24 protein-coding genes and 1 pseudogene are annotated in these 23,362 nt (G+C 71.6%); 22 read left to right on the top strand and 3 right to left on the bottom strand.

Annotation, left to right across the window (positions count from 1 at the left end; genetic code table 11):
• The first annotated feature begins 81 nt into the window (after positions 1-81).
• The 12 genes from O145_RS04720 to O145_RS04665 all read left to right on the top strand — a co-directional run bounded on the left by O145_RS04720 (position 82) and on the right by O145_RS04665 (position 9,883).
• Positions 82-816, top strand: a complete 735-nt coding sequence (locus O145_RS04720; protein WP_411265945.1) for an L-threonylcarbamoyladenylate synthase — start codon at positions 82-84, stop codon at positions 814-816.
• Entirely contained in the window at positions 813-1,949 is a 1,137-nt protein-coding gene (locus tag O145_RS04715) for an MraY family glycosyltransferase (protein ID WP_043560402.1), read from the top strand. Before O145_RS04720 ends, O145_RS04715 begins: the two co-directional genes overlap by 4 nt.
• A complete protein-coding gene (locus tag O145_RS04710) occupies positions 1,946-2,380 on the top strand; it encodes a hypothetical protein (RefSeq protein ID WP_052374686.1) in 435 nt (144 codons plus the stop codon). The genes O145_RS04715 and O145_RS04710 overlap by 4 nt, the downstream gene beginning before the upstream one ends.
• Before the next feature lie 86 nt (positions 2,381-2,466).
• Positions 2,467-3,285, top strand: coding sequence for a F0F1 ATP synthase subunit A (atpB, locus tag O145_RS04705; RefSeq protein WP_043560401.1), 819 nt, complete (start codon positions 2,467-2,469; stop codon positions 3,283-3,285).
• A 60-nt stretch (positions 3,286-3,345) separates the two neighbouring features.
• The gene (atpE, locus tag O145_RS04700; RefSeq protein ID WP_043560398.1) at positions 3,346-3,558 is read left to right on the top strand and encodes an ATP synthase F0 subunit C; all 213 of its coding nucleotides are present in this window, start codon (positions 3,346-3,348) and stop codon (positions 3,556-3,558) included.
• A 16-nt stretch (positions 3,559-3,574) separates the two neighbouring features.
• Entirely contained in the window at positions 3,575-4,183 is a 609-nt protein-coding gene (locus O145_RS04695) for a F0F1 ATP synthase subunit B (protein ID WP_043560397.1), read from the top strand.
• Entirely contained in the window at positions 4,180-5,025 is an 846-nt protein-coding gene (locus O145_RS04690) for a F0F1 ATP synthase subunit delta (RefSeq protein WP_043560395.1), read from the top strand. The genes O145_RS04695 and O145_RS04690 overlap by 4 nt, the downstream gene beginning before the upstream one ends.
• Positions 5,026-5,056: 31 nt before the next feature.
• Positions 5,057-6,688 carry a F0F1 ATP synthase subunit alpha gene (gene atpA, locus O145_RS04685; RefSeq protein ID WP_043560394.1) on the top strand — a complete coding sequence of 544 codons (1,632 nt, stop codon included), beginning with the start codon at positions 5,057-5,059 and terminating at the stop codon, positions 6,686-6,688.
• A gap of 1 nt (position 6,689) precedes the next feature.
• Entirely contained in the window at positions 6,690-7,634 is a 945-nt protein-coding gene (locus O145_RS04680; RefSeq protein WP_043560392.1) for a F0F1 ATP synthase subunit gamma, read from the top strand.
• Positions 7,635-7,684: 50 nt separating this feature from the next.
• Positions 7,685-9,124, top strand: coding sequence for a F0F1 ATP synthase subunit beta (gene atpD / locus O145_RS04675; protein ID WP_043560390.1), 1,440 nt, complete (start codon positions 7,685-7,687; stop codon positions 9,122-9,124).
• 1 nt (position 9,125) lies between these two features.
• Positions 9,126-9,464, top strand: a complete 339-nt coding sequence (locus O145_RS04670; RefSeq protein WP_043560386.1) for a F0F1 ATP synthase subunit delta/epsilon — start codon at positions 9,126-9,128, stop codon at positions 9,462-9,464.
• 11 nt (positions 9,465-9,475) lie between these two features.
• Entirely contained in the window at positions 9,476-9,883 is a 408-nt protein-coding gene (locus O145_RS04665; RefSeq protein ID WP_043560385.1) for a DUF2550 family protein, read from the top strand.
• 102 nt (positions 9,884-9,985) lie between these two features.
• On the opposite strand, the gene O145_RS04660 is transcribed toward O145_RS04665, so the two are convergent.
• Positions 9,986-11,230, bottom strand: a complete 1,245-nt coding sequence (locus tag O145_RS04660; RefSeq protein ID WP_052374685.1) for a DUF418 domain-containing protein — start codon at positions 11,228-11,230, stop codon at positions 9,986-9,988.
• Positions 11,231-11,469: 239 nt separating this feature from the next.
• Positions 11,470-12,237: a class I SAM-dependent methyltransferase gene (locus O145_RS04655; RefSeq protein ID WP_052374683.1), complete on the bottom strand. Its 768-nt coding sequence runs from the start codon at positions 12,235-12,237 to the stop codon at positions 11,470-11,472.
• Between the two features lie 84 nt (positions 12,238-12,321).
• Here O145_RS04655 and nucS point away from each other — a divergent pair, with 84 nt between their 5' ends.
• The 8 genes from nucS to O145_RS04615 all read left to right on the top strand — a co-directional run bounded on the left by nucS (position 12,322) and on the right by O145_RS04615 (position 21,110).
• The gene (gene nucS, locus O145_RS04650) at positions 12,322-13,017 is read left to right on the top strand and encodes an endonuclease NucS (RefSeq protein WP_043560382.1); all 696 of its coding nucleotides are present in this window, start codon (positions 12,322-12,324) and stop codon (positions 13,015-13,017) included.
• 164 nt (positions 13,018-13,181) lie between these two features.
• Positions 13,182-14,315 (top strand): ABC transporter substrate-binding protein, encoded by a 1,134-nt coding sequence (locus O145_RS04645; RefSeq protein WP_084682366.1) that lies wholly within the window; start codon positions 13,182-13,184, stop codon positions 14,313-14,315.
• Complete coding sequence (locus O145_RS04640) at positions 14,299-15,402, top strand: FecCD family ABC transporter permease (protein ID WP_084682365.1); 1,104 nt, start codon at positions 14,299-14,301, stop codon at positions 15,400-15,402. Before O145_RS04645 ends, O145_RS04640 begins: the two co-directional genes overlap by 17 nt.
• Positions 15,390-16,220: an ABC transporter ATP-binding protein gene (locus O145_RS04635; RefSeq protein WP_084682364.1), complete on the top strand. Its 831-nt coding sequence runs from the start codon at positions 15,390-15,392 to the stop codon at positions 16,218-16,220. The genes O145_RS04640 and O145_RS04635 overlap by 13 nt, the downstream gene beginning before the upstream one ends.
• A gap of 61 nt (positions 16,221-16,281) precedes the next feature.
• Positions 16,282-17,526: a DNA glycosylase AlkZ-like family protein gene (locus O145_RS04630; protein WP_043560380.1), complete on the top strand. Its 1,245-nt coding sequence runs from the start codon at positions 16,282-16,284 to the stop codon at positions 17,524-17,526.
• A 329-nt stretch (positions 17,527-17,855) separates the two neighbouring features.
• Positions 17,856-18,902, top strand: a complete 1,047-nt coding sequence (locus tag O145_RS04625) for an ABC transporter ATP-binding protein (RefSeq protein WP_084682385.1) — start codon at positions 17,856-17,858, stop codon at positions 18,900-18,902.
• A gap of 8 nt (positions 18,903-18,910) precedes the next feature.
• Positions 18,911-19,714, top strand: coding sequence for an ABC transporter permease (locus tag O145_RS04620; protein WP_043560378.1), 804 nt, complete (start codon positions 18,911-18,913; stop codon positions 19,712-19,714).
• A 154-nt stretch (positions 19,715-19,868) separates the two neighbouring features.
• Complete coding sequence (locus O145_RS04615) at positions 19,869-21,110, top strand: N-acetylglucosamine-6-phosphate deacetylase (RefSeq protein ID WP_043560377.1); 1,242 nt, start codon at positions 19,869-19,871, stop codon at positions 21,108-21,110.
• A gap of 650 nt (positions 21,111-21,760) precedes the next feature.
• Here O145_RS04615 and O145_RS04610 read toward each other — a convergent pair.
• Positions 21,761-22,318 (bottom strand): mycothiol transferase, encoded by a 558-nt coding sequence (locus O145_RS04610; RefSeq protein ID WP_043560375.1) that lies wholly within the window; start codon positions 22,316-22,318, stop codon positions 21,761-21,763.
• 346 nt (positions 22,319-22,664) lie between these two features.
• Here O145_RS04610 and O145_RS04605 point away from each other — a divergent pair, with 346 nt between their 5' ends.
• The gene (locus O145_RS04605; RefSeq protein WP_043560373.1) at positions 22,665-23,012 is read left to right on the top strand and encodes a helix-turn-helix domain-containing protein; all 348 of its coding nucleotides are present in this window, start codon (positions 22,665-22,667) and stop codon (positions 23,010-23,012) included.
• A gap of 102 nt (positions 23,013-23,114) precedes the next feature.
• Positions 23,115-23,362, top strand: a pseudogene (locus O145_RS04600) (IS630 family transposase); the annotation flags it as partial.

Below are 23,362 nucleotides of genomic sequence, written 5' to 3'. Positions count from 1 at the left end.
CCCGCCACCTAGACGCGGGCGCAACGCCGTCCTCGCGTCCCGCCGGGCCCCGCTCGGCAGATCCGTGGGAGGATGGCCGCCGTGACGGAGCAGCCAGATCACGATACCCGCGCAACGCAGGCGGCCCGGACGCGCCGGCGCCCGGCGCCGCCCCCGGCGGTGGAGCGCGCCACCGCGCACGTGCGCAGCGGCGGCCTGCTCGTCCTGCCCACCGACACCGTCTACGGCATCGGCGCCCTGGCCCGCGACGCCGGCGCCGTCGCCCGGCTCCTGGCGGCCAAGGGGCGCGGGCGCCGGATGCCCCCGCCGGTCCTGGTCGCCGGCGTCGACCAGCTCGACGGCGTCGTCGCCGGCACCCCGCCCGCTGCCCGCGCCCTGATCGAGGCCTGCTGGCCCGGAGCGCTCACCCTGGTGCTGGACGCGGCCCCCCGCCTGAGCTGGGACCTGGGCGAGACCGGCGGCACCATCGCGGTGCGCATGCCCGACCACCCGCTGACCCTGGCGCTGCTGCGGGCCACCGGGCCCATGGCCGTCACCAGCGCCAACCGCACCGGCCGGCCCCCGGCCACCGACGCCGCCTCCGCCCGCGCCGCCTTCCCCTCCGGCGGCGACGGCCCGGGGGACATCGTCGTGCTCGACGGCGGCCCCACGCCCGGCCCCGTGCCCTCCACGATCGTGTCGCTGGCCGCCAACCGCGCCGAGGCGCCGGTGGTGCTGCGCGACGGGGTCCTCTCGCGCGCCGCCCTGGCCGCCGTGCTGCGCGCCGCGGGGGCGGCGGCGCCGGCCGGTGCGGCGGACGGGGAGCGCGGGGCATGAGGGTCTACCTGCTGGTCCTCCTGGTCGCGGCGGCGGTCACCTACATGGCCGTCCCGATCGTGCGGCACGTCGCGCTGGTGTCCAACGCCCTGACCCCGGTGCGCGCCCGCGACGTCCACTCCACCCCGATCCCCCGGCTCGGGGGCGTGGCCATGTTCGCGGGCTTCGCCTCCGCCGTGACGGTGGCCTCCCAGGTGCCCTACCTGGCCGGAGTCATCGACTCATCCGCGTGGGCGGTCGTGCTGGGGGCGGGCATGGTGTGCCTGCTGGGGGTCGTCGACGACCTGTGGGAGCTGGACTGGTGGGCCAAGCTCTCCGGGCAGATCCTGGCGGCCGGCGTCATGGCCTGGCGGGGGGTCCAGCTCATCACCTTCCCGGTGGGCGGGGTCACCCTGGGGTCCTCGCGGCTGAGCCTGGTCTCCACCATCGTGGTGGTGCTAGCGGTCATCAACGCGGTTAACTTCGTCGACGGGCTCGACGGCCTGGCGGCCGGCATCATCGGCATCGGCGCCAGCGCCTTCTTCCTCTACGTCTACGTGCTCACCCGCACCACCCAGCCCGCCTCCTACACGTCCCTGGCCGCCACCGTGATCGCCGCCCTGATCGGGATCTGCGTGGGCTTCCTGCCCCACAACTTCCACCCGGCCACCATCTTCATGGGCGACTCCGGCTCCATGCAGCTGGGGCTGATCTCGGCGGCCGGGACCATTATCGTCACCGGCCAGATCGATCCGCTGTCCATCGAGGGCACGACGGCCGTGCCCGTGTTCCTGCCGGTGCTCATCCCCCTGGCGGTGCTGCTGCTGCCCCTGACCGACATGGTGATGGCGATCACGCGGCGCACCTGGGCCGGGCACAGCCCCTTCCATCCCGACCGCATGCACATGCACCACCGGCTGCTGGCCGCCGGCCACTCGCACCGTCGGGCCGTGCTGGTGATGTACGTGTGGGCGGCCCTCATCTCCTTCTCCTGTGCCGCCATGGCCTTCTTCCCGCTGCCCGCCGTCCTGGCGGGCGCCGGCGTCGGCGTGGTCGTGGCGCTGGTGATCACCGCCGACATGATGCCGGGCCTGCGCCAGTCCTGGGCGCGGCGCCTGGGCGCCCGGCACGTCAGGAGAGGACCTCGTCGATGAGTCCGGTGAGTACTGCGCGCACGCACCAGGAGGTCTTCCGGCGCGCCGCCGCTCGCACGGGAGCGGTCGGCGGGGCGCTGGCGGCCATCGGCCTGCTCGCCGGGCTCCTGGCGGGCGGGCGGGCCTGGAACGGTGCCGTCTGGGGCGCGGGCGCGGGCGCGCTCCTGACCGCGATCACGGCCGCCGCCCTGGCCGTGCCCTGGGACCGTTTCCCGCTGCTCGCCTCCAGTGGCGTCATGGCGTCCTTCGCCGGCAAGGTCGTGGTCATGGTCGGCGTGGTGGTGCTGGCGGGGCCGCACAGGTCCGCCATGTCTCCGGCGTGGTTCCTGGTCACGCTGGCGGCGGTGCTGGTGGGCGTCACCGCCACTGAAATCGTCTCTCTGGCCAATGGACGGGCTCTAACGGTCGAATCTGAGACGCAGGGCGAGTAAGGTGTTGCTCGGCGTCCCGCAGTTCGGTGCCCGTTCCAGGCGGAGCTGCCTACGACGCCCCGACTCGTCCCGAAGGAGGCCTGGCAATGACGAGCGCGACTCTGGCCGCCGGACTGGCGGCGGTCGCCCTGCCCGCTGAGGGCGGTTTCGAGCCGCCGTCCCTGAACGACTTCTTCCCGACGGCCTTCCTGCTCGCGGGGACACCGTTCGCCGTCAACCGCATTATGATGGTGCGGCTCATTATGACCGGCGTCCTCGTGCTCTTCTTCGCCGTGGGCGCCGCCCGCGCCAGGGTCGTGCCGGGCCGCTTCCAGAACGTGTGCGAGATGCTCCTCGACTTCGCCCGCGTCAATATCGCCGAGGAGATTATCGGCAAGCGTCGGGCCCAGCCCTACGTGCCCATTATCACCACGATCTTCCTGGGGGTGCTCTTCCTCAATATCTCCGGCGTCATCCCCGGCCTCAACATCGCCGCCACCAGTGTGATCGGCATGCCGATCATCTTCGCCGCGGTGGCCTACATCGCCTTCTTCTACGCCGGCATCAAGAACCACGGCATCGGCGGGTTCCTGCGCAGCGCCGTGCTGCCCTCGGGGGTGCCGAAGGTCCTGTGGATCCTCATCATCCCCATCGAGTTCCTGTCCAACCTCATTATGCGTCCGGTGACCCTGACCATCCGGCTCCTGGCCAACATGGTCTCCGGGCACTTCCTGCTCGCCCTGTGCTACGCCGCCACGAGCGCCCTGTTCTTCACCGCCGCCGGCGCCCTCAAGGGCCTGGGCGTGGTGACCTTCGGGGTCGCCCTGGCCTTCGTCCTGTTCGAGGTCTTCGTCGCCTCCCTCCAGGCCTACATCTTCGCCCTGCTCACCGCCGTCTACATCGAGTCCTCGATCAATACGCACTAGACCCCGAGAACAAGCCCCCGGGCCCGCCCGGACACCCGATCCCCAAGGAGAGAACCAACTATGGTAAGTGGAAGCATTGCGACCATTGGTTACGGCCTGGCCACCCTCGGCCCCGGCATCGGCATCGGCCTGGTCGTGGCCAAGACCCAGGAGGGCACCGCCCGCCAGCCCGAGGTCGCCGGCGCCCTGCGCACGAACATGTTCATCGGCGCCGCCCTTATCGAGGCCCTCGGTCTGCTCGGCTTCGCCGCGGGCTTCGCCTTCACCTCCTGAGCGCGGGCGGTCCTGTATGACCCCCGTACTCACTCCACTGCATCCGGCGCTGGTCGCCGCTCCCGCGGCGGGCGGCGAGGGCAGCCACAACCTGCTGCTGCCCGAGCCCCCCGACCTGCTGTGGGGCACGGTCGCCTTCCTCATTATCGCGATCGTGCTCATCAGGTACGCCCTGCCCCGCTTCACCACGGTCCTCGACGAGCGCACCCGCCGCATCCAGGAGGGCCTTGAGCTCGCCGAGAAGGCCAAGGGGGACCATGCCGACGCCGAGCTCAGGGCCTCCCGCCTGCTCGAGGACGCCCGCCGCGAGGCCGCCAAGATCCGCGAGGACGCCCAGGCCGAGGCCAAGGAGATCATCGCCACGGCACGCGAGGCCGCCCAGGGCGAGGCCGGCAAGGCCATGGACGCCGCCGAGCGCCAGATCCAGGCGGACAAGCAGGCCGCCCAGATCAGCCTGCGCACCGACGTCGGGCTCCTGGCCTCCTCCCTGGCCGAGAGGATCGTCGGCGAGCACCTGAAGGACACCGAGCTGTCCGCGCGGGTCATCGACCGCTTCCTCGACGAGCTCGAGGCGGCGCCCGCCGGTGAGCGGCGCGCCACCACCGGGGACGGAGCGGTCCGGTGAGAACCGGGACCGCCGCCAGCCGCGCCTCCGCTGCCGAGGCCTGGGCTCCCGTCCTGGCCTCGGCGGGCGTGCAGGGTCAGGAGCTCGGCGAGGAGATCCTGACCCTTGCGCACGAGGTCGCCGCCAACCCGCTGCGCGGACCGCTGACCGACCCCGGTCGTGAGCCCGACGACAAGGCGGTGCTGGCGGCCCGCCTGTTCGCGGGACGGATGGACGAGCGCGTCGTCGCCCTCATCCAGGCCCTCGTCCGCGGGCGCTGGTCGCGGCCCGTCGACCTCATCACCGCCCTGCACGACCTGGGCGTCCAGGCCATCCTCGCCGGAGCGCGCGCCGGCGGCACCCTCGAGGACGTCGAGCAGGAGCTCTTCGCCGTCCGGCGGGTCCTGGCCGACAGCCGGGAGATCCGCGTCGCCCTCGAGCCCTCACGGCGCATCAGCAAGGAGGAGCGCGTCCGCCTGGCCCGCCGCCTGTTCGCCTCGCGCATCTCCGGGCCGGCGATGAGCCTGGTCGTCTGGTGCGTGCGGCACCAGCCGGAGATCGCCGTCGGCGGGGTGCCCTACAACCTGCGCCGGGTCACCGAGCTGGCCGCCGACCTGCAGAACCGCACCATTGCCGACGTCGTCACCGCCATCCCGATGACGAGGGCCCAGGAGGCGCGCCTGCGCGCCATCCTCGCCGGCCGCATCGGCACCGACATCGAGCTCAACACGACGGTGGACCCCTCGGTCATCGGCGGGGTCAGGGTCTCCGTGCGCGACCTCGTCATGGACTCCACCGTCCGCAGCAACGTCGCCGCACTGCGCACCCGGCTCACGGGCCGAGCCCATCCACAGACTTCCTGAGCACACTGAGCACACAGCAAGGAGACGACAGATGGTAGAGTTGACCATCAGGCCGGAGGACGTCCGTTCGGCCCTGGACGAGTTCGTCGCGTCCTACAAGCCCGCGCAGGTCGCGGCGGAGGAGGTCGGTTACGTCGTCTTCGCCGCCGACGGCATCGCCCACGTCGAGGGGCTGCCCGGTGTCATGGCCAACGAGCTCCTCGCCTTCGAGGACGGCACGGCCGGCCTGGCGATGAACCTCGACGAGCGCGAGATCGGCGTCGTCGTCCTGGGAGACTTCGCGGGCATCGACGAGGGCCAGACCGTGCGGCGCACCGGGGAGGTCCTGTCCGTGCCCGTCGGGGACGGCTACCTCGGCCGCGTCGTCGACCCCCTGGGCCGCCCCATCGACGGCCTGGGCGAGATCCGCACCGAGGGGCGGCGCGCCCTGGAGCTCCAGGCGCCCGGCGTCATGTCCCGCAAGTCGGTCCACGAGCCGCTGCAGACCGGGCTGAAAGCCATCGACTCCATGATCCCCATCGGCCGCGGCCAGCGCCAGCTCATTATCGGTGACCGCAAGACCGGCAAGACCGCCATCGCGCTGGACACGATCCTCAACCAGAGGGCCGTGTGGGAGACCGGCGACCCCGCCCAGCAGGTGCGCTGCATCTACGTGGCCACCGGCCAGAAGGGCTCGACCATCGCCTCGGTGCGCTCCGTCCTGGAGGAGCGCGGCGCCCTGGAGTACACCACGATCGTCGCCTCCCCGGCCTCCGACCCCGCCGGGTTCAAGTACCTGTCCCCGTACACCGGCAGCGCCATCGGGCAGCACTGGATGTACTCCGGCAAGCACGTGCTCATCATCTTCGACGACCTGTCCAAGCAGGCCGAGGCCTACCGCGCCGTCTCCCTGCTCCTGCGCCGGCCGCCGGGCCGCGAGGCCTATCCGGGCGACGTCTTCTACCTGCACTCCCGCCTCCTGGAGCGCTGCGCCAAGGTGTCCGACGACCTGGGCGCCGGGTCGATGACCGGCCTGCCGATCATCGAGACGAAGGCCAACGACGTCTCCGCCTACATCCCCACCAACGTCATCTCCATCACCGACGGGCAGATCTTCCTCCAGTCCGACCTGTTCAACTCCGACCAGCGGCCGGCCGTCGATGTCGGCATCTCGGTGTCCCGCGTCGGCGGCGCCGCCCAGGTCAAGGCCATGAAGAAGGTCGCCGGCACGCTCAAGATCACCCTGGCGCAGTACCGCTCCATGCAGGCCTTCGCCATGTTCGCCTCCGACCTGGACGCCGCCACCCGCCAGCAGCTGACCCGCGGCGCGCGCCTCATGGAGCTGCTCAAGCAGCCGCAGTTCACGCCCTACCCGGTCGAGGAGCAGGTCGCCAGCGTGTGGACCGGGACCAACGGCTACCTCGACGACCTCGACGTCGCCGACGTCCTGCCCTTCGAGGCCGCCCTCCTGGACCACCTGCGCCGCAACACCGAGATCCTGGGCGCCATCCGGGACAGCGGCGTCCTCGACGAGGAGACCGAGAAGGCGCTGCGCGCCGCGGTGGAGTCCTTCCGCAGCACCTACCTGGCCGGGGGCAAGATGCTGTCCGGCGAGGTCGCCGCCGCGGAGGAGGAGGTCCCCGCGGAGCACACGACCGAGCAGATCGTCCTCAAGAGGGGCTGACGTGGCAGGCAACCAGCGCGTCTACAAGCAGCGCATCCGATCCACCCAGACCCTCCAGAAGGTGTTCCGGGCCATGGAGCTCATCGCCTCCTCCCGGATCGGTGCCGCACGCCGCAACGCGCAGGAGGCGAGTCCCTACGACCACGCCCTGTCCGAGGCCGTGGCCGCCGTGGGCACCTACACGCACCTGGACCACCCGGTCGTCCAGGAGCGCAGAGACACCAACCGGGTCGCCGTCCTGGTCGTCACCTCCGACCGCGGCATGGCCGGCGCCTACTCGGCGACGATCCTGCGCGAGTCCGAGCGGCTCATCGACCAGCTCATTGAGAACGGCAAGGAGCCGGTGATCTTCACCTTCGGGCGGCGCGCCCACTCCTACTTCACCTTCCGCGAGCGGACGGTGGAGTACTCCTGGATCGGGGAGTCCGACCGCCCCTCCGACGCCGCCATCGACGAGGTCGCGACCGTGCTCCTGGACTACTTCCTCACCTCGGCCTCGGCCGGGGGAGTGGGCGAGGTCCACATCGTCTTCACCCGCTACGTCTCCATGGTCGCCCAGGTCCCCGAGGTGCGCCGCATGCTGCCGCTGACCGTCGTCGACGTCGATGGGCCCGGCGAGCTCAACCGGGAGGACATCGCCGCCACGCAGCCGCGGGTCCACCCCGAGGCGACGGGGGCCGAGCCCCTGTACGACTTCGAGCCCTCCACCTCCGAGGTCCTCGACGGCCTGCTCACCCGCTACGTCCGCTCGCGCATCCGCAACGCCCTGCTCCAGGCGGCCGCCTCCGAGCTCGCCAGCCGCCAGCAGGCCATGCACACCGCCACGGACAACGCCGAGGACCTCATCAACACCTACACCCGCCTGGCCAACGCGGCGCGCCAGGGCGACATCACCCAGGAGATCACGGAGATCGTCTCGGGTGCCGACGCCCTGGGAGCCGAGTAGGCGGGACCACAGACCCCAGCTCTGGCAGAACGGACACGGAAGAACGCATCATGGCTGACACCACCACTCCCGGTACCGGGCGCGTCACCCGGATCATCGGCGCTGTCGTCGACGTCGAGTTCCCGCCGGACGCGATTCCGGCGATGTACAACGCCCTCAAGGTGACCATCCAGGCGACCGGCGAGGGCGAGGAGCCGCACGAGATCACCCTCGAGGTCGCCCAGCACCTGGGCGACAACGTCGTGCGCACGATCTCCCTGAAGCCCACCGACGGCCTCGTGCGCGGCTCGGTGGTGCGCGACACCGGCGCCCCCATCTCGGTGCCCGTCGGCGACATCACCAAGGGCCACGTCTTCAACGTCACCGGCGAGATCCTCAACCTCGGCCCCGGCGAGCACCTGGAGATCTCCGAGCGCTGGCCCATCCACCGTCAGCCCCCGGCCTTCGACCAGCTGGAGTCCAAGGAGCAGATGTTCGAGACCGGCATCAAGGTCATCGACCTGCTCACCCCCTACGTCCAGGGCGGCAAGATCGGCCTGTTCGGGGGCGCCGGCGTGGGCAAGACGGTCCTCATCCAGGAGATGATCCAGCGCGTGGCCCTCGACCACGACGGCGTGTCCGTCTTCGCCGGCGTGGGCGAGCGCACCCGCGAGGGCAACGACCTCATTGTGGAGATGGGCGAGGCCGGCGTCTTCGACAAGACCGCCCTGGTGTTCGGCCAGATGGACGAGCCGCCGGGCACGCGCCTGAGGGTGGCCCTGTCCGCCCTGACCATGGCCGAGTACTTCCGCGACGTCCAGCACCAGGACGTGCTGCTGTTCATCGACAACATCTTCCGCTTCACCCAGGCCGGCTCGGAGGTCTCCACGCTGCTGGGCCGCATGCCCTCGGCCGTGGGCTACCAGCCCAACCTGGCCGACGAGATGGGCCTGCTCCAGGAGCGCATCACCTCGGCCGGCGGCCACTCCATCACCTCCCTGCAGGCCATCTACGTGCCCGCCGACGACTACACCGACCCGGCCCCGGCCACGACCTTCGCCCACCTGGACGCCACCACCGAGCTGTCCCGCGAGGTGGCCGCGCGCGGCATCTACCCCGCCGTGGACCCGCTGGCCTCCACCTCGCGCCTGCTGGCCCCGCAGTACGTGGGCCGGGAGCACTACGAGGTCGCCACCCGCGTGAAGTCGATCCTCCAGAAGAACAAGGAGCTCCAGGACATTATCGCGATCCTGGGCATCGACGAGCTCTCCGAGGAGGACAAGGTCACCGTCGGCCGGGCGCGGCGCATCGAGCAGTTCCTCTCCCAGAACATGTACATGGCGGAGAAGTTCACCGGCGTGCCCGGCTCAACGGTGCCCGTGGCCGAGACGGTCGAGGCGTTCAAGCGCATCGCGGACGGCGACTACGACCACCTGCCCGAGCAGGTCTTCTTCAATATCGGCGGCATCGACGACCTGGAGCGTCGCGCAGCCGAGAGCACGGCGGCCTGACATGGCTGGGCCGCTGAGTGTGGAGGTCGTCTCCCGCTTCGGCGGGGAGGCCTGGAGCGGGCAGGCCAGGCAGGTCACGGTTCCGCTGGTGGACGGCGAGCTCGGGGTCCTGCCGGGGCGTCAGCCGATCCTGGCGATCGTGGGTCGTGGTACTGTGCGAATCACCTCCCTGGACGACGGGCCCGTCGAGGTCCCGGTTGCCGGCGGTTTCTGCTCGGTGGACCACGACACCGTCACCGTGGCGGCCGATGTCGCCGGGGAGGAGGCGAGGGACACCGGGGCCGACGACGCGCCGGCCGAGGACATAGGTGTTCCCGATATCCCGGATATCGAGGACTGAGGAGCGCATCCATGGGACATTCGGTCTGGACGGCGGTGGGCGCGGCGGCGCTCGTCGTGCTCGTCCTGACCGGGGTCTTCATTGTCCGACTGCGCTACCTGGCCGGGCGCGTGGGATCCTTCGAGTGCGCCCTGCGACGGCCCGGGCGCACCCGCTGGACCAGCGGCATCGCCACCTTCGGCGGGGACTCGGTGGACTGGACGCGACTGATCTCGCTGTCGGTGCGGCCCCGCTACCATTTCGAGCGCGCCGACATCGAGCTCGGCAGGGTCCGCCACCGGGGAGCGGGCGGGCGCGTCGTCGATGTCGAGTGCACCTACCGCGGCGAGCACTTCGACCTGGCCATGATCGAGGACTCGCACTCGGCGATGGTGGCCTGGCTCGAGGCCGCCGCCCCGACGCAGCCGAGGTTCCTCTGAGCCCGCCTCGGCACCGACGGCGTGGCGGCCCGTGCGACTGCGGGCCGCTGAGCGGGGCGGAGCGGACTGGTTTCGGGGCGGTCGGCGGTCGGCCGGTCCGGGTCACGGCCGGGCGCGGGTCGCGCGCACGGAGATGACGTGGACGAGGTGCTCCAGCGGACCGCGGGCGAAGACGGCGAACCAGGCCATGGCGAAGGCGACGAACCCGATCGACATGGCGCCCCAGGCCAGGTTGCTCTTCGAGCTCAGGGCATCGGTCCAGATGAGGAGCGCCCAGGCGGCGAGCACGTGCCCGCAGTAGACGGTCAGCGACATCGACCCCACGGCCGCCAGCGGGGCGATCAGCCGGCGCAGACGGCGGGAGAGAAGCTGAAGAAGAGCGAAGGCGACCATGGCCGTGCCGCCGGGGCCCACCGCCTCGAAGGGCGTGTCCGTGTGCGGGCCCGCGGTGGCCAGGGACTCGAGGGAGAAGGATGCGGACGCGCCGACGGCCCCCTTCCCGCCGCCGGCGTCGATGCCTTCGCCGTCCCCGGGCGCGGTCTCGATCGGGTCGGCGGAGGGCGCCGGCCCCGCCGCCGGCTCCGGCGTCGTGCCCGTGCCGAACCCGGCGGCGTCGGGCCCGACCGACGAGCCGGCCCGCCCACTGCGGCCGACCGCCGGATCGAGGCGGCCCGGCCCGGTGGAGCACTGGGCGGGTTCGGCGGGGGAGACCAGGTGATAGGGATCGGGGCCGTCCGGGGCCGCGACGCTGCTGGCGGCCCAGCCGCCGCCGTAGCCGACGACGGCGCACAGCACGCCGACCGCGGCCAGGCGCCACAGGTTGCGCGAGCGCGACCAGTCCAGGCGGGACAGGCCCAGCCCCAGGAAGATGTAGGCCATCCACAGCGCGCCGGGGTACAGCCCGGTGATGAGGAAGGAGATGACGGCGATATTGCCGTCCGTCAGGAACGGCTGGGCGGTCATCCCCAGAGAGTCCAGCACGACGGGAAGGCCGATCTTGATCACAGGGCCGACTGCCGCGGTGACGGCCGCCAGGACGAACAGGCTCTGGGGGCGCCACGCGAGGAAGGGCAGGGCCAGGGCGAGCCAGGCGGCGTAGTAGCCCAGGATGACTCCTACCGGTGGGCCGAGCACCGCCAGGCACGTGCCCAGCACCAGCAGCAGTGCGCAGCGCACGAGGATCCGCAGGCGGGTGCGTACCAGGGCCTCGCCGGTGTGGGGGCGCGTGCGCCCGGACATGATGCCCAGCGAGAACCCGGCGATGACGGCGAAGAGGACCGCGGAGCGGCCGTGCGCCTGATTGAGCACGCCGGACAGGGACGTCAGCCCGCAGGTCGTGAAACCCACGTGCGCCGCCATCATCCCGAGCAGCGCCAGCCCGCGGGCGGCGTCGAGCCCGCCGAGGCGGTCGGGCCCGGCTGTCCCGGTCAGGTAGGCGCCGGGGCAGGGGCCACCCGTAGCGCACCGCCTCCGAGTGCGGCGGCGGGGTGGTATCGGAAGTCGCAGAAGTCACGGGGGATATGATGAGCATGCCCGGGGGGTTTGCGCCATCGCCGGCCGCCCCGGGAGGTCGGACGCGGCCCGTCTCACAGCCGCCGGAAGGAGTGGAGGAGCAGGTCGTCCCTGGCGGGGCCCGGCTCGCACAGCGCGCCGGCGGCCCGCTCGCGCAGGTGGTCCGGCGTGAGGACCCGCCAGGACAGGTGGGCGGTGCGCGTCTCCAGGACGGCGCCGTCGGCGGTCGAGATCGTCCAGCGCATGGTCCAGGCCATCGCTCCGCCCTCCGGGTCGGCCCGGCCCTCGGTGCGGTAGCGCAGATCGCCGACCGCCGTCGTCCCGAAGTCGGTCCAGGGCACGGGTGCGGGCTCCAGCGGCCCCTGAAGGGCGATGACGACGGCGCCGCCCGGCACCAGGCGCTCGCGCACGAGCCCCCAGAAGCGGTCCTCGGCGGCCTCGTCGAGGTGCCCGAGCATGTTGAGGGCGGTCACGGCGCCCAGGCGGTCGGGCAGGAGGGGCTCGACGTCGTCCAGGGCGCCGCCCAGGACGGTTGTGCGCTCCGCCAGCCCGGGCACGGCGCAGACGGTCGCCATGAGCCCCGCCCGCATGGCCGCGCTCGGCTCGACGGCGTAGAGCGGTCCGCTCCCGAGCCGCGCCAGGTAGGGCAGGGCGCCGCCGGTTCCCGAGCCGAGGTCGAGGACGGGGGAGTCTGCCGCGGCCTCGGGCGCGCCGTCGAGCGGGCCGGGGCGCGGTCCGGCGAGCAGCTCCGCGAGGGCGGCCCCCATGGCCTCGGTCTGGGGAGCCGCCACCGTCGGGTAGATGTCGGCGGCGACGGAGTAGATGTCGGCGGTCCGGCTCATGGGTGCTCCTTGCTGCCGGCCGCCGCGGGAAGCTCGGCGGCCGGCGTGTCGTCGGGCTCCGAGACTACCGGCTAGGGTGGTCGCGTGCGTGTCGTCATTGCCAGCTGCTCCGTCGACTACTCCGGGCGCCTGGACGCCCACCTGCCCCGGGCCACCCGCCTCATTATGGTCAAGGCGGACGGGTCGGTCCTGGTCCACTCCGACGGCGGCTCCTACAAGCCGCTGAACTGGATGAGCCCGCCCGCCCGGCTCAGCGAGGCGGAGCCCGATGAGGAGGACCGCGAGGCCGGCGTCGTCTCCCGCTGGGAGGTGCGCGCCGCCAAGACCGACGACCGGCTCATCATCCGCGTCTTCGAGGTCCTCTCGGACACCAGCGCGGACCTCGGCGTGGACCCGGGCCTGACCAAGGACGGCGTCGAGGCCCACCTCCAGGAGCTCCTCGCCGAGCAGATCGAGGTCCTGGGGCCCGGCTGGCGGCTCGTGCGACGCGAGTACCCCACCGCCATCGGCCCGGTGGACATAATGGCCAGGGACGCCGACGGCGGCTCGGTGGCCGTCGAGCTCAAGCGCGTGGGCGGCATCGACGGCGTCGAGCAGCTGAGCCGCTACCTCGAGCTGCTCAACCGCGACCCGGTCCTGGCGCCGGTGAGCGGGGTGTTCGCCGCCCAGACCATCAAGCCGCAGGCCCGGGTGCTGGCCGAGGACCGCGGCATCCGCTGCGTGGTGCTGGACTACGACGCCATGCGCGGCATGGACGACCCCGGCTCCCGCCTCTTCTGATCCCTGCTGGGCCGGTGGCCCGGCGAGTATTCAGCCCCGGGCGGCGGGATCGTCGTAATGGGCCGAGAACTCGGTGGGATCGCAAGGGTGAAAAGCCATCATTCCTGATGATTCTCCCGTTACCATTGGTTTGATCTTCAACCGTTCTTCCCAGGAGGATCACCATGCGTTCTCCCGTGCTGCGCTTGGCCGCCGTCGTCCTGGCCATCGGGTCCCTTGTTCTTCCCGGCTGCGGTACGAGCAGCCCCGGTGATGTCGCGAGCGCCGACAGTACTGCAAGCCACCCCTCAACCCGCACGATCGAGGACTCCCTCGGCACTATCACGGTGCCGTGGGAGGCTCAGCGGATCGCTACAACGGCTCCCGCTCAGACCACTGCGGTGCTCCTGCTCGGCGGCGTCGACAAGCTCGTCGCCATTGAGGACTCGACCGGGAAGAACGCGTGGATCCAGTCCAAGTACCCGCAGCTCGCCGACCTGCCCGTCGTCTTCTCGAACAACACCACGAATGTCGAGGAGCTGCTCAACGCCGAGCCCGACCTGGTCGCCTACGCCTCCCGGTACGGCGAGGACACCCGCAAGCAGCTCGAGGAGCTCGGCATCGCCTGCATCGGCGGCGTCGCCGTCGAGGACGAGGACTTCCTCAACCGCGTACGCGACAACCAGGTCCACTACGGCGAGGCCATCGGCGGCGCCCAGATGGAGAGCGCGACCAGCTACGGAACCGAGTTCGACGACATCCGCGCCGGCATCGAGGCCAAGACCAAGGACCTGCCCAAGGACAAGAAGCCCACCGTCGTCCAGCTCTCCGGTAACGGGGAGGCCCTCCAGGCCAACAACGGCTCGGCCATTGGCCAGCAGCTCATCACCATGGCCGGGGGCGTCAACGCCGCGGAAGGTGCCACGGGTGAGTCGAAGGGCCCATCGGGGCAGACCGCTATCGAGTCGGAGCAGCTCCTGGAGTGGGACCCGAGCATCCTTCTGGTGGACTCTCCGGAGATCCGCACCATGATCCAGTCCGACCAGGCTTTCTCCGAGCTGCAAGCCGTGAAGAGCAACAAGATCTTCGTCATCCCCCGCGGCGCCATGGCCTGGGCCTACAACGGTCCCGAGGAGTACCTCGCCATGCAGTTCTTCGCCAAGGCGATCCAGCCCGAGCTCTTCGCCGACATCGACATGGAGACGGCTGCCCGGAGCTTCTACTCCACCTACTTCGGCTTCGAGCTGACCGACGACGACATGCGCACCCTGTTCACCCTTGCCGATGGCGCGACGGTCGAGGATGTCTTCAAGCGCTGATCGGGCGGGAGCCGGCGTCGACCGCGCCGGTCGCCGCGGGCAGGCGCCGGGCCGGGCCGGGCGCCGGAGCCGCACCCTTCCTTTCAGCGTTGTCCTGGCGTCCTGCATCGCGGTGCTGCTCGCCTCCATCCTCGCGTCCTTCGTGATCGGCCGTTACTCGATACCTCCCTGGGAGGCTGTGCGCATCCTGGCCTCCAAGGTCCTTCCGGTCGAGCAGACCTGGGGCGCGCTCGACGCCAAGGTCGTCTGGACGATCCGCTGGCCGAGAGTCCTCATGGCGGTGCTCGTCGGAGCGGCGCTGTCCTGCTCGGGCGCGGCCTACCAGGGGGTCTTCCGCAACCCCCTGGTCTCCCCGGACATCCTGGGGGTCTCCGCGGCCGCCTCCTTCGGCGCCGCCGTGGGGATCCTGGCGCGTGACGCGCACTCGCCGCTGGTGCAGGTTCTCGCCTTCTCCTTCGGCCTGGGAGGAGTCGCCATCGCCTACTGGCTCGCCCGGGTCCGCGGTACCATCCCCAACGTCATGCTGATCCTGGCGGGGGTCGTCGTCGCCTCCCTGTTCAACGCGGGGGTCTCCATCACCAAGTACCTCGCGGACCCCTATGACGACCTCCCCGCCATCACATTCTGGCTCATGGGGTCGCTGGTCGGAATGCGCTGGGAGAACCTGGCCTTCGCGGCGCCGGTCATCCTCATTGGAGCGGCAGGGCTCATGGCCGCTGCGTGGCGACTCAACCTGCTCACCATGGGCGACGACGAGGCGCGCTCCCTGGGCGTCAACACGCAGCGGCTCAAGACCATCGCGATCGTCTGCGCGACGGCCATGACCGCCACCGCCGTGTCCCAGTGCGGGGCGATCGGGTGGATCGGGCTCGTCATCCCCCATATGGCGCGGATGCTCGTCGGTCCGGACCATCGGAAGCTCCTGCCGACGGCGGCCGTCCTCGGCAGCACCTTCCTCTTGCTCATTGACGATCTCACCCGTTCGGCCTCCGAGACCTCTCTGCCGCTGTCGATCCCCATCGCGCTGATCGGCGCCCCCTTCTTCGCGCTCCTGCTGCGCCGCACGAAAGCGGAATGGGTCCAGTGACCAGCGCCTCCTCCTCCGGCGCCCCGGTGGTCAGTGCCGAGCATGTGGCCTTCGGGTACGTGCCCGGGCGCCTCGTCCTGAAGGACGTGAGCTTCGAGCTCGCAGCGGGCGAGGTCCTCATGGTGCTGGGCGCGAACGGCTGCGGGAAGTCCACCCTGATGCGCCTCCTGCTCGGCCAGGCGAGACCAGAGGCCGGCCGCATCCGGCTCCTCGGCCGGGACGTGTCCGCGATGAGCCCGCGGGATCTTGCGCGCAGAGCCGCCATGGTCTTTCAGGACCACTCCGCGCCCTTCCCCTTCACCGTCGAGGACGTGGTCGCCATGGGGCGCACCCCGCATCTCGGGCCCCTTGGGAACCCCAGCCGCGAGGACCGGGCCATCTGCGCCGAGGCTCTTGATGCCGTCGGCCTGTCCCACCTGGTGGCCGAGGCCTACACGCGCCTGTCGGGGGGTGAGCGGCAGATGGTCCTTATCGCCCGGGCCCTGGCCCAGGGCACCGAGCTGGTCATGATGGATGAGCCGACGAGTCACCTGGACTACAGGAACTCCGCGATGGTGATCACGATGGCGCACCGGCTCGCTGCCCAGCAGGGCAAGGCGGTCATTATGATCACGCACAGCCCTGACCAGGCTCTCTACTTCCCATCGAAAGCGGCGCTTATGCGCGATGGGGGGTTCCTCGCCTATGGGGCCGGTCATGAGGTCCTCACGGAGGCCAACCTCTCCGAGGTCTACGGAATGAGGATCCAGCTGGTGCGCAGTGTCGACAAGGCCGGTCGCGAGTCCGTCATGTGTCGTCCGGTGCTCGACGAGCTGTGAAGGGCGTCTGGCCTCGGGCCGGCCTGTAGGGTGGGGCGGTCCCCGCCGCAAGGAGTCGTCCATGAGCCAGAGACCCGCGAGGTCCGGTGTCCCCCTGCCCCGGGAGGTCTCGCTGCTGCGGATCGTCGCCCACGGGCTGGTCGGGGTCACCGCCGCGCCGACGCCCGTGGAGGCCGTGCGCCGTCAGCTCGCCGTCCAGGGCCAGCAGGTCTCCGCGGTGCCGCACGCCCTGGTCGTGCGCTCCCGCGGCGCCGTGGGCAGTGACGTGGGGGCTGCTTTCGCGCGCGGCGACCTGGTGCGCTCCTGGCCCATGCGCGGCACCGTCCACATCACCGCCGCCGCGGACCACCACTGGCTGCGCGTGGCCCTCATGCACCGCATGGACGCCTGGACGCGGCGCAGTGAGGCCGAGCACGGCGTCGACGAGGCCCTGTGCGGGCGCGCCGCCGAGGTCGCCCTGAGCGTGATCGGGCGGCGCGGGCCGCTGCCGCGGGCCGAGCTGCTGGCTGCCTGGCAGGAGGCCGGGCTCATGGAGGCCTTCCGCGGCGAGAACGTCTCGGCCTACCGGCGCCGCCATCTTCTTGTGCGCCTGCAGCGCGACGGGGTCCTGGTCCAGGGGCCGCGCCGCGGCAACGAGCACCTGGTGGTCGACGCCGGCCCCCTGCCCGACGCCGACAGCGGGCCGGCCGGGCCCGGGGTCGGGCGGGGCGGCCCGGGCCACGCGGCGGCCCTGGCCGAGATCGCCCGCCGCTACGCCACCAGCCACGGGCCCGTCAGCGCCGACGACCTGGCCCGCTGGACCACCCTGCCCAAGCGGGAGGCCGCCGGGGCGCTGGAGGACGCCCTGGAGGAGACCGGCGGGGAGGGCTACGACGCCGATGCCGAGGCGGCCCGGGTGCCCCTGGTGCGCGCCGTCGCCGAGGGCGGCCTGCGGGGACGGCTGCGCGTCCTGGGCGCGGGGGAGCCGGCGCCGCGCACGGGCGCGCTCTACATGCGCGCCGATCTGCCCGATCTGCTCGACGCCGGCCGCAGGCGGGCCCTGGCAGCCCGCTTCCTCCCGTCCTTCGACGAGCTCCATGTGGGCTACAAGGACCGCAGCTGCCTGACCGGCGCCTCCGGCGAGCGGCTCATCTGCCCGGCCTCCAACGGCATGTTCCGCCCTCTCCTGGTCGACCGGGGACGCGTGGTGGGCGTGCGGCCCGTGGGGGAGGGCCTGCTGTGGCTGGGCGGGACCGCGCCCTCGGCCAGGGCGGAGCGCGACGTGGCCCGGGCGGTGAGGACCGTCGAGAAGCGCCTGGCGCAGTAGGAGCGCAGCAGGGGCGCACCCCCGGCGTGACCGGCACGAGGCCTCCCGCCCGCCATAGTCTGCTGATACTCCGTGCTGCCCCGGTGCGCCCGGCACGAGCCCCTGCGGGACCGGACCGCGCTCCGTCGCCAACGGCGTCGGGGAGCTCGGGTCGCGCTCGCGCGTGCGCGGCCGGAGTGACCCAGATGCGCGGACCGCCTCGGCTGTACGGACCGCCTCGGTCTCTTCTGCGAATGAGTTTGCAACCCGAATCAGAAGAGGTACTCTTGCTCCGGCAGTTTGTTATACAAACTGGTTTGTTTCTGCGAAAGGGTGAGGCTGTGGACGACATGCTGAAGCGGGATCGAGAGCGGGGAGCGCCGTCGACGGGCGGCAGCAGAATCGGTGACGTCGCCTCCGCCGCGCGGCGTGTGATGGAGTGGGAGGGGGCGTCCAAGCGGTACCCGGGCGCAGAGGCGCCCGCCCTGGACGACGTGTCCTTCTCGGTAGCCCCCGGCGAGATCGTCGTCCTCGTGGGCCCCAACGGCTCGGGCAAGACCACCGCCATGGAGATGGTCTCCGGCCTGCGCTCGCCCACCGCGGGCGAGGTCCGCGTCGCCGGCCGGCGGGTGCGGCCGTCGGGGGAGCAGCGGATGGTCATCGGCGTCCAGCTCCAGGAGGCGGGCCTGCCTCAGCGGCTCAAGGTCAAGGAGGCCATCAGTGCCGCCGCGTGCCTGTACGACGACCCCGGGCCGGTGGCCGAGATCGTCGCACAGCTCGGTCTGGATGCCTACGTGGACTCTCCGGTCGGCTCCCTGTCGGGCGGATGGGCCAGGCGGCTGGACGTCGTCCTGGCCTGCATCGGGCGTCCCCGCGCCCTGGTCCTCGATGAGCCGACCAGCGGGATCGACCCGGTCGCGCGCGCCGAGCTGTGGGAGTTCCTCCGGCGCCGACGCCATGAGGGCGTCGCGGTCCTGGCCTCGACGCACGACCTGAGCGAGGCGGAGGCCTACGCCGACAGGCTGCTGGTGCTCAACCGGGGCCGGCTCGTGCTCCAGGGACCGGTCGAGGATGTGCTGGGACTCGCCGGCGGCCGGTGGAGACTGCGCCTCATCGGGGTCGCCCCCGACGTCGACGCCTGGGCGCGGCGCCACGACGTCGAACTCATTGGAACCGGGGACACCCGCCTCCTGGTGGGCTCCAGGGACGAGGTCGTGCGGGTCGGCGAGCGGGTCGAGGCGGCCCGCGAGCGCGGCGGGCTGGGGTGCCAGGACGTGCTGCGCGGACCGATCCGCCTGGAGGACGTCTTCACCTACGCGGTGACGGTCGGCGCGGCCAGTGCGGTCGGTACCGCTGGGGCCGCCGCGACCAGTGCAGAGGGGAGGGCGGCACGATGAGCCGCTCCATGAACCGGAACGAGCGGACGCGGACGGCGGTATCCGATCGCGCCCGCCCCGCGCCCTGGTGGCGGATCCTGCCCGTGTGGGCGCGTCAGGAGCTCGTCCTGCTCCTGCGCGAGCCCGTCGCGGTGTTCTTCTCCCTGGCGTTCCCGGTGATCATGTACGTCTTCATCGGCATCCCCTACGGCTCCACCGAGATCGGCCCCGGAGTGCACTTCATCGACGCCATGTTCTCCGCTCTTGTCCTCACCGTGGTGGCCAACCTCCTGCTCATGGGCCTGCCGATCTACCTCGCCGAGCTGCGCAGCCACGGCGTGGACCGCCGCTACGCCGTCGTGCCTCTGCCGAGCCGGCTGTTCGCCGCGGCCGTCCTGATCTCCACCCTGGTCCTGGCGGCCGGCGCCTTGACGATCATCATCCTGGTGGTCGGGCTGCACGACGGCCTGCGGGCGAGCCTGTGGAGCCCCGTCTACCTCCTGCTCCTGCTCGGCTCGGTCCTGTGGCTGTCGGCGCTGGGCTTCCTCATCGGGACGCTGCGCGTCTCCGCCCGCGTCACCCAGGCCCTGTCCGCCGCGGTCTTCTTCATCATGTTCTTCGGCTCGGGCGGGGCCGTGCCCCTGGACGCCCTGCCCGAGGTCCTCCAGAAGGTCCTGGAGTGGAACCCGCTCAAGCAGTGGCTCGACGTCATGATCGGCGTCTACACGGGCACCGGGGTGAGCCGTGTCGAGTGGCTGCGGCTGCTTCTGGCCCTGCCTGTGACCGGGATCTGCACCCTGGGCGGCCTGCGGCTGTGGAGACGAAGGAGCTGATGAGCGTGCCGTCCCAGCTGGCCTGGGCCGGTGCCGGCCGGCTGTCGCGCGCGCCGGGGGAGCCGCGAGAAGCCGAGCGAAGAGGCCGTGAGCCGAGGCCGTCGAGGTCGGTGACCTCGGCGGATGTCAGATGTCTGGGGCTACACTGCGGGGCATGAGCAGTGTTGCCGAGGCCCTGCGCGGGCGAGTCGTCACCCCCACCGCCCTCATCGAGGACGGCCTGGTCGTCGTCGCCGAGAGGCACATTGCGTGGGTGGGGGCCGCGGCCGAGGCCGGGCGGGCCGGCTGGGACGACCTGCTGGCCGGCGCCGTCGTCGCCCCCGAGGGCGGATACCTGCTGCCCGGCCTCGTCGACGTCCACTGCCACGGCGGCGGCGGGGAGTCCTTCCCCAACGCCGAGACCGCGGACCAGGCCATGGTCTCGGTGCTGGAGCACCGCCGCCACGGCACCACGAGCCTGGTCGCCTCCTGCGTGACCGCGGCCGCCGACGTCCTGAGGGCCCGCACGCGCGTCCTGGCCGACCTGTGCGACGCGGGCGAGCTCGCCGGCATCCACTTCGAGGGCCCCTTCGTCTCGGTCGAGCGCTGCGGGGCCCAGGACCCCACCTACATCATCGACCCCGACGCGGCACTGACCCGCGAGCTCATCGAGCTCGGCCGCGGGCACGTCGTCACCATGACGATCGCCCCGGAGAAGCCCGGCATCACCGGCGACGACGGCGTCGTGGCCGCGCTGGTCGACGGCGGCGCCCTGCCCTCCTTCGGGCACACCGACTCCGAGGCGGCCCCCGTGCGCGCCGGCCTGGCCGACGCCTCGGCCCGCATCGCGGCGCGCCTGCGGGCCGGCCGGCCGGTGCGCTCGGCCCGCCCTACCGCCACCCACCTGTTCAACGGCATGCGGCCCATGCACCATCGCGCCCCCGGGCCCGTCCCCGAGCTCCTCGCCGCCGCCCGGCGGGGCGAGTGCGTCGTGGAGATGATCGGCGACGGCGTCCACCTGGCCCCGGCGATCGTCCTCGACGTGTTCGAGACCCTCGGGCGGGAGAGCGTGGTCCTGGTGACCGACGCCATGGCGGCCGCCGGCATGCCCGACGGCGACTACGTGCTCGGGCCCGCCGCGGTCACGGTGGCCGACGGGGTCGCCCGCCTGACCGAGGGCGGCGCGATCGCCGGGGGCACCGCGCACCTCATCGACGTCGTGCGCACCACCTGGCGCGGCGGGGTCGACCTGGTCGATGCCGTCTACGCCGCGTCCTGCCAGGGCGCCGAGATCCTGGGCGACCGCTCGATCGGGGCCCTGGAGCCCGGCAGGTGGGCGGACCTGGTGGTTACCGACGCCGAGCTCGCGCCCGTGCGCGTCCTGCGCCGCGGCGAGGCCGTGGCCTCCTCCCTCTGACGCCGAGATCGGTCGTATTCCGCGTCGAGATCGGTCGAGTTCCGCGTCGAGATCGGTTCGCTTCCGGCTCGAGAGCCCCCTGTGACGACGCGCAGGCGGGCGATCCGCTCGCCCGGTGCGGGTCGGCGGTGTCCGTTCCGGCCGGGGCGATCAGCTCCTCGAAGTCGGCCTCCGGGTGGCCCGCCGTGTCCGAGAGGGAGAAGTAGCGGTCCGCGGCCGGGCGCACCGCTGGCTGGGAGAGCCATCATCCTGCGCAACCTTGAAGCGGTCGACGCCCTCGGGCCCCGCTGTCCCCGTCCTCCGCGCGGGTTGCAGGCCACGTCGGTCGGGCTGTCGTCACTCGGCGCCGGTGACCACCAGGCTCTCGGCGCGCAGGAGGTCGTAGGCCCCGGTGATGGATGGTGGCCGGGGCGACGGCGAAGGCCGATGCGAGGGCGCGCACGGAGACGAGGCGGCCGCCCAGGCGCGGCTCGAATCGGGCGGGTGCCCTCGATGACGCCGTTGCGGATCTGCTGGTAGATCGGGACGGGAGAGCAGGGGGCGTGATGCCCATATGTCCATGACGGTACGCTCCCCTTCGCATCTCTGCCGTCCCTGTATGGGCGGATAGCGGCACAGATGGGATGGCGGTGCGGGTGTCGCGGGGCGCCTCAGCCCTCCAGGCCGAGCAGGCGGCGGGAGTAGACGGCCTGGCCGGAGTGCTGGGCGGCGTCGTCGATGATCGAGGCCAGGCGCGAGCCACGGGTGACCGGCGGCTGCCAGGAGCGGTCGATGATCTCGGCGAGGGCCGCCGGCTTCAGACTGGTCAGGTAGTCGCGGATGAGCGCGTAGGCGGCGTCGAGGTAGTCGGTGAGGACGGCAAGGCTGCTCACGCGCACCAGGGCGGCCTGCTCGGGCGTGTGGCGCCAGTCTTCGGTGTCGTCGGGCAGCGGCAGGGCGAAGCGCTCCCTGAAGCCGGCCGAGGTCCACAGCGGCTCGACGGCGGCAAGGGCCGAGACCTGCAGGTCGATCTCCCGGGCCGCGTGCCAGGCGAGCCAGGTCAGGGAGTCGATGCGCGGCGCCGTCTCCGGGGTGGGGCGCGTGTTGGCCTGCTCGAGGGTGACGCCGTCCAGGGCGCGGTCGAAGCGCTCGCGGGAGCGGTCCAGAGAGGCGGTCAGGAGGTCCGCGTAGGGGGCGGAGTCTGCGGGGCGGCCGGTGTTATCGCTCATGCCCTCACCGTATGCCGCTTGTGCTGGTGCGGGTAGGGCCCCGCCCGGGCCGTGTGCGCGCACCGTCCGCGCCGCGAGGTCCCGCTCGATGCGGGCCACCAGTTCCCCGTCGGCCACCACCTGACTCAGATGCTCGGCCGTGTCGTAGGAGTAGCCCAGCACCCACCCCGTCCCGACGACACACCAGACGCCCGGCAGCCCATGCGCTCGCCCCGAAGAACACCTTCGCGGCCCTCACCGCCATATCTTGTGAGTTATGACTGGAATTAAACAAAATGGCATTCCGGGGCAGCCGCTGCGGGATTCCTGGTTGGCGCCTGCGGAGCACCTCGTATAAGATAGCCTCATGCAGATCGACATGACGAACGAGGAACGGGACATCCTCATCAGGTGGAAGAAGCGCTCGGACACCTACAGGCTGGTGAGAATGAAGGCGGAGGCGATTGTGTACGCTGCCCGCGGCGTCGGCCTGGATATTATCGCGGAGATGGTCGAGCGGGCCGAGGGGACGATACGCGAGTGGCTGTCGGAATGGCGGCAGACCAGGATGGGCTCCGTGGTAACCGGTCACGCCGTGGGCGAGAACGCGGCAAAGCTCAAGCGGGCGCAGAAGAAGGAGCTGGAGGAGATTCTCAGCCGACCGCCATCGGAGGCAGGAGTCAAGGCCGGTTTCTGGGACGTCCCGGCCCCTTGAGGACGTCGTGTCCATCAAGTTCGGAGTCGAGTACAGGTCCGAGTCCTCCTACCGGCTGCTCATGCACTTTCTGGGCATGAGCCTCTGCTCCCCGACCCGTTCGTGGGGCGCCGCGAGGAGAAGGCCATCGCCAGGCGGATGGCCGAGATCCGGCGCCAGGTCAACGATCTGCTCCAGGACGGATGGGAGGTATACACCGTCGACGAGGTCCGCCTCGAGCACGAGGCCGAGACGAGGCGCATGTGGCTTCCCAAGGGAAAGAGAACAAAGCTGTACGTGGACCGTAAGAAGGCGAGCCAGTCGTTCTTCGGGGCACTGAGCCTGACGACCAAGAAAATGAAGATCTACCC

The sequence above is a fragment of the Actinomyces israelii DSM 43320 genome (assembly GCF_000711965.1).
GTDB lineage: Bacteria > Actinomycetota > Actinomycetes > Actinomycetales > Actinomycetaceae > Actinomyces > Actinomyces israelii.
The sequence above is the reverse complement of the archived record's forward strand: the minus strand, read 5'-3'. Positions and strand labels throughout refer to the sequence as shown.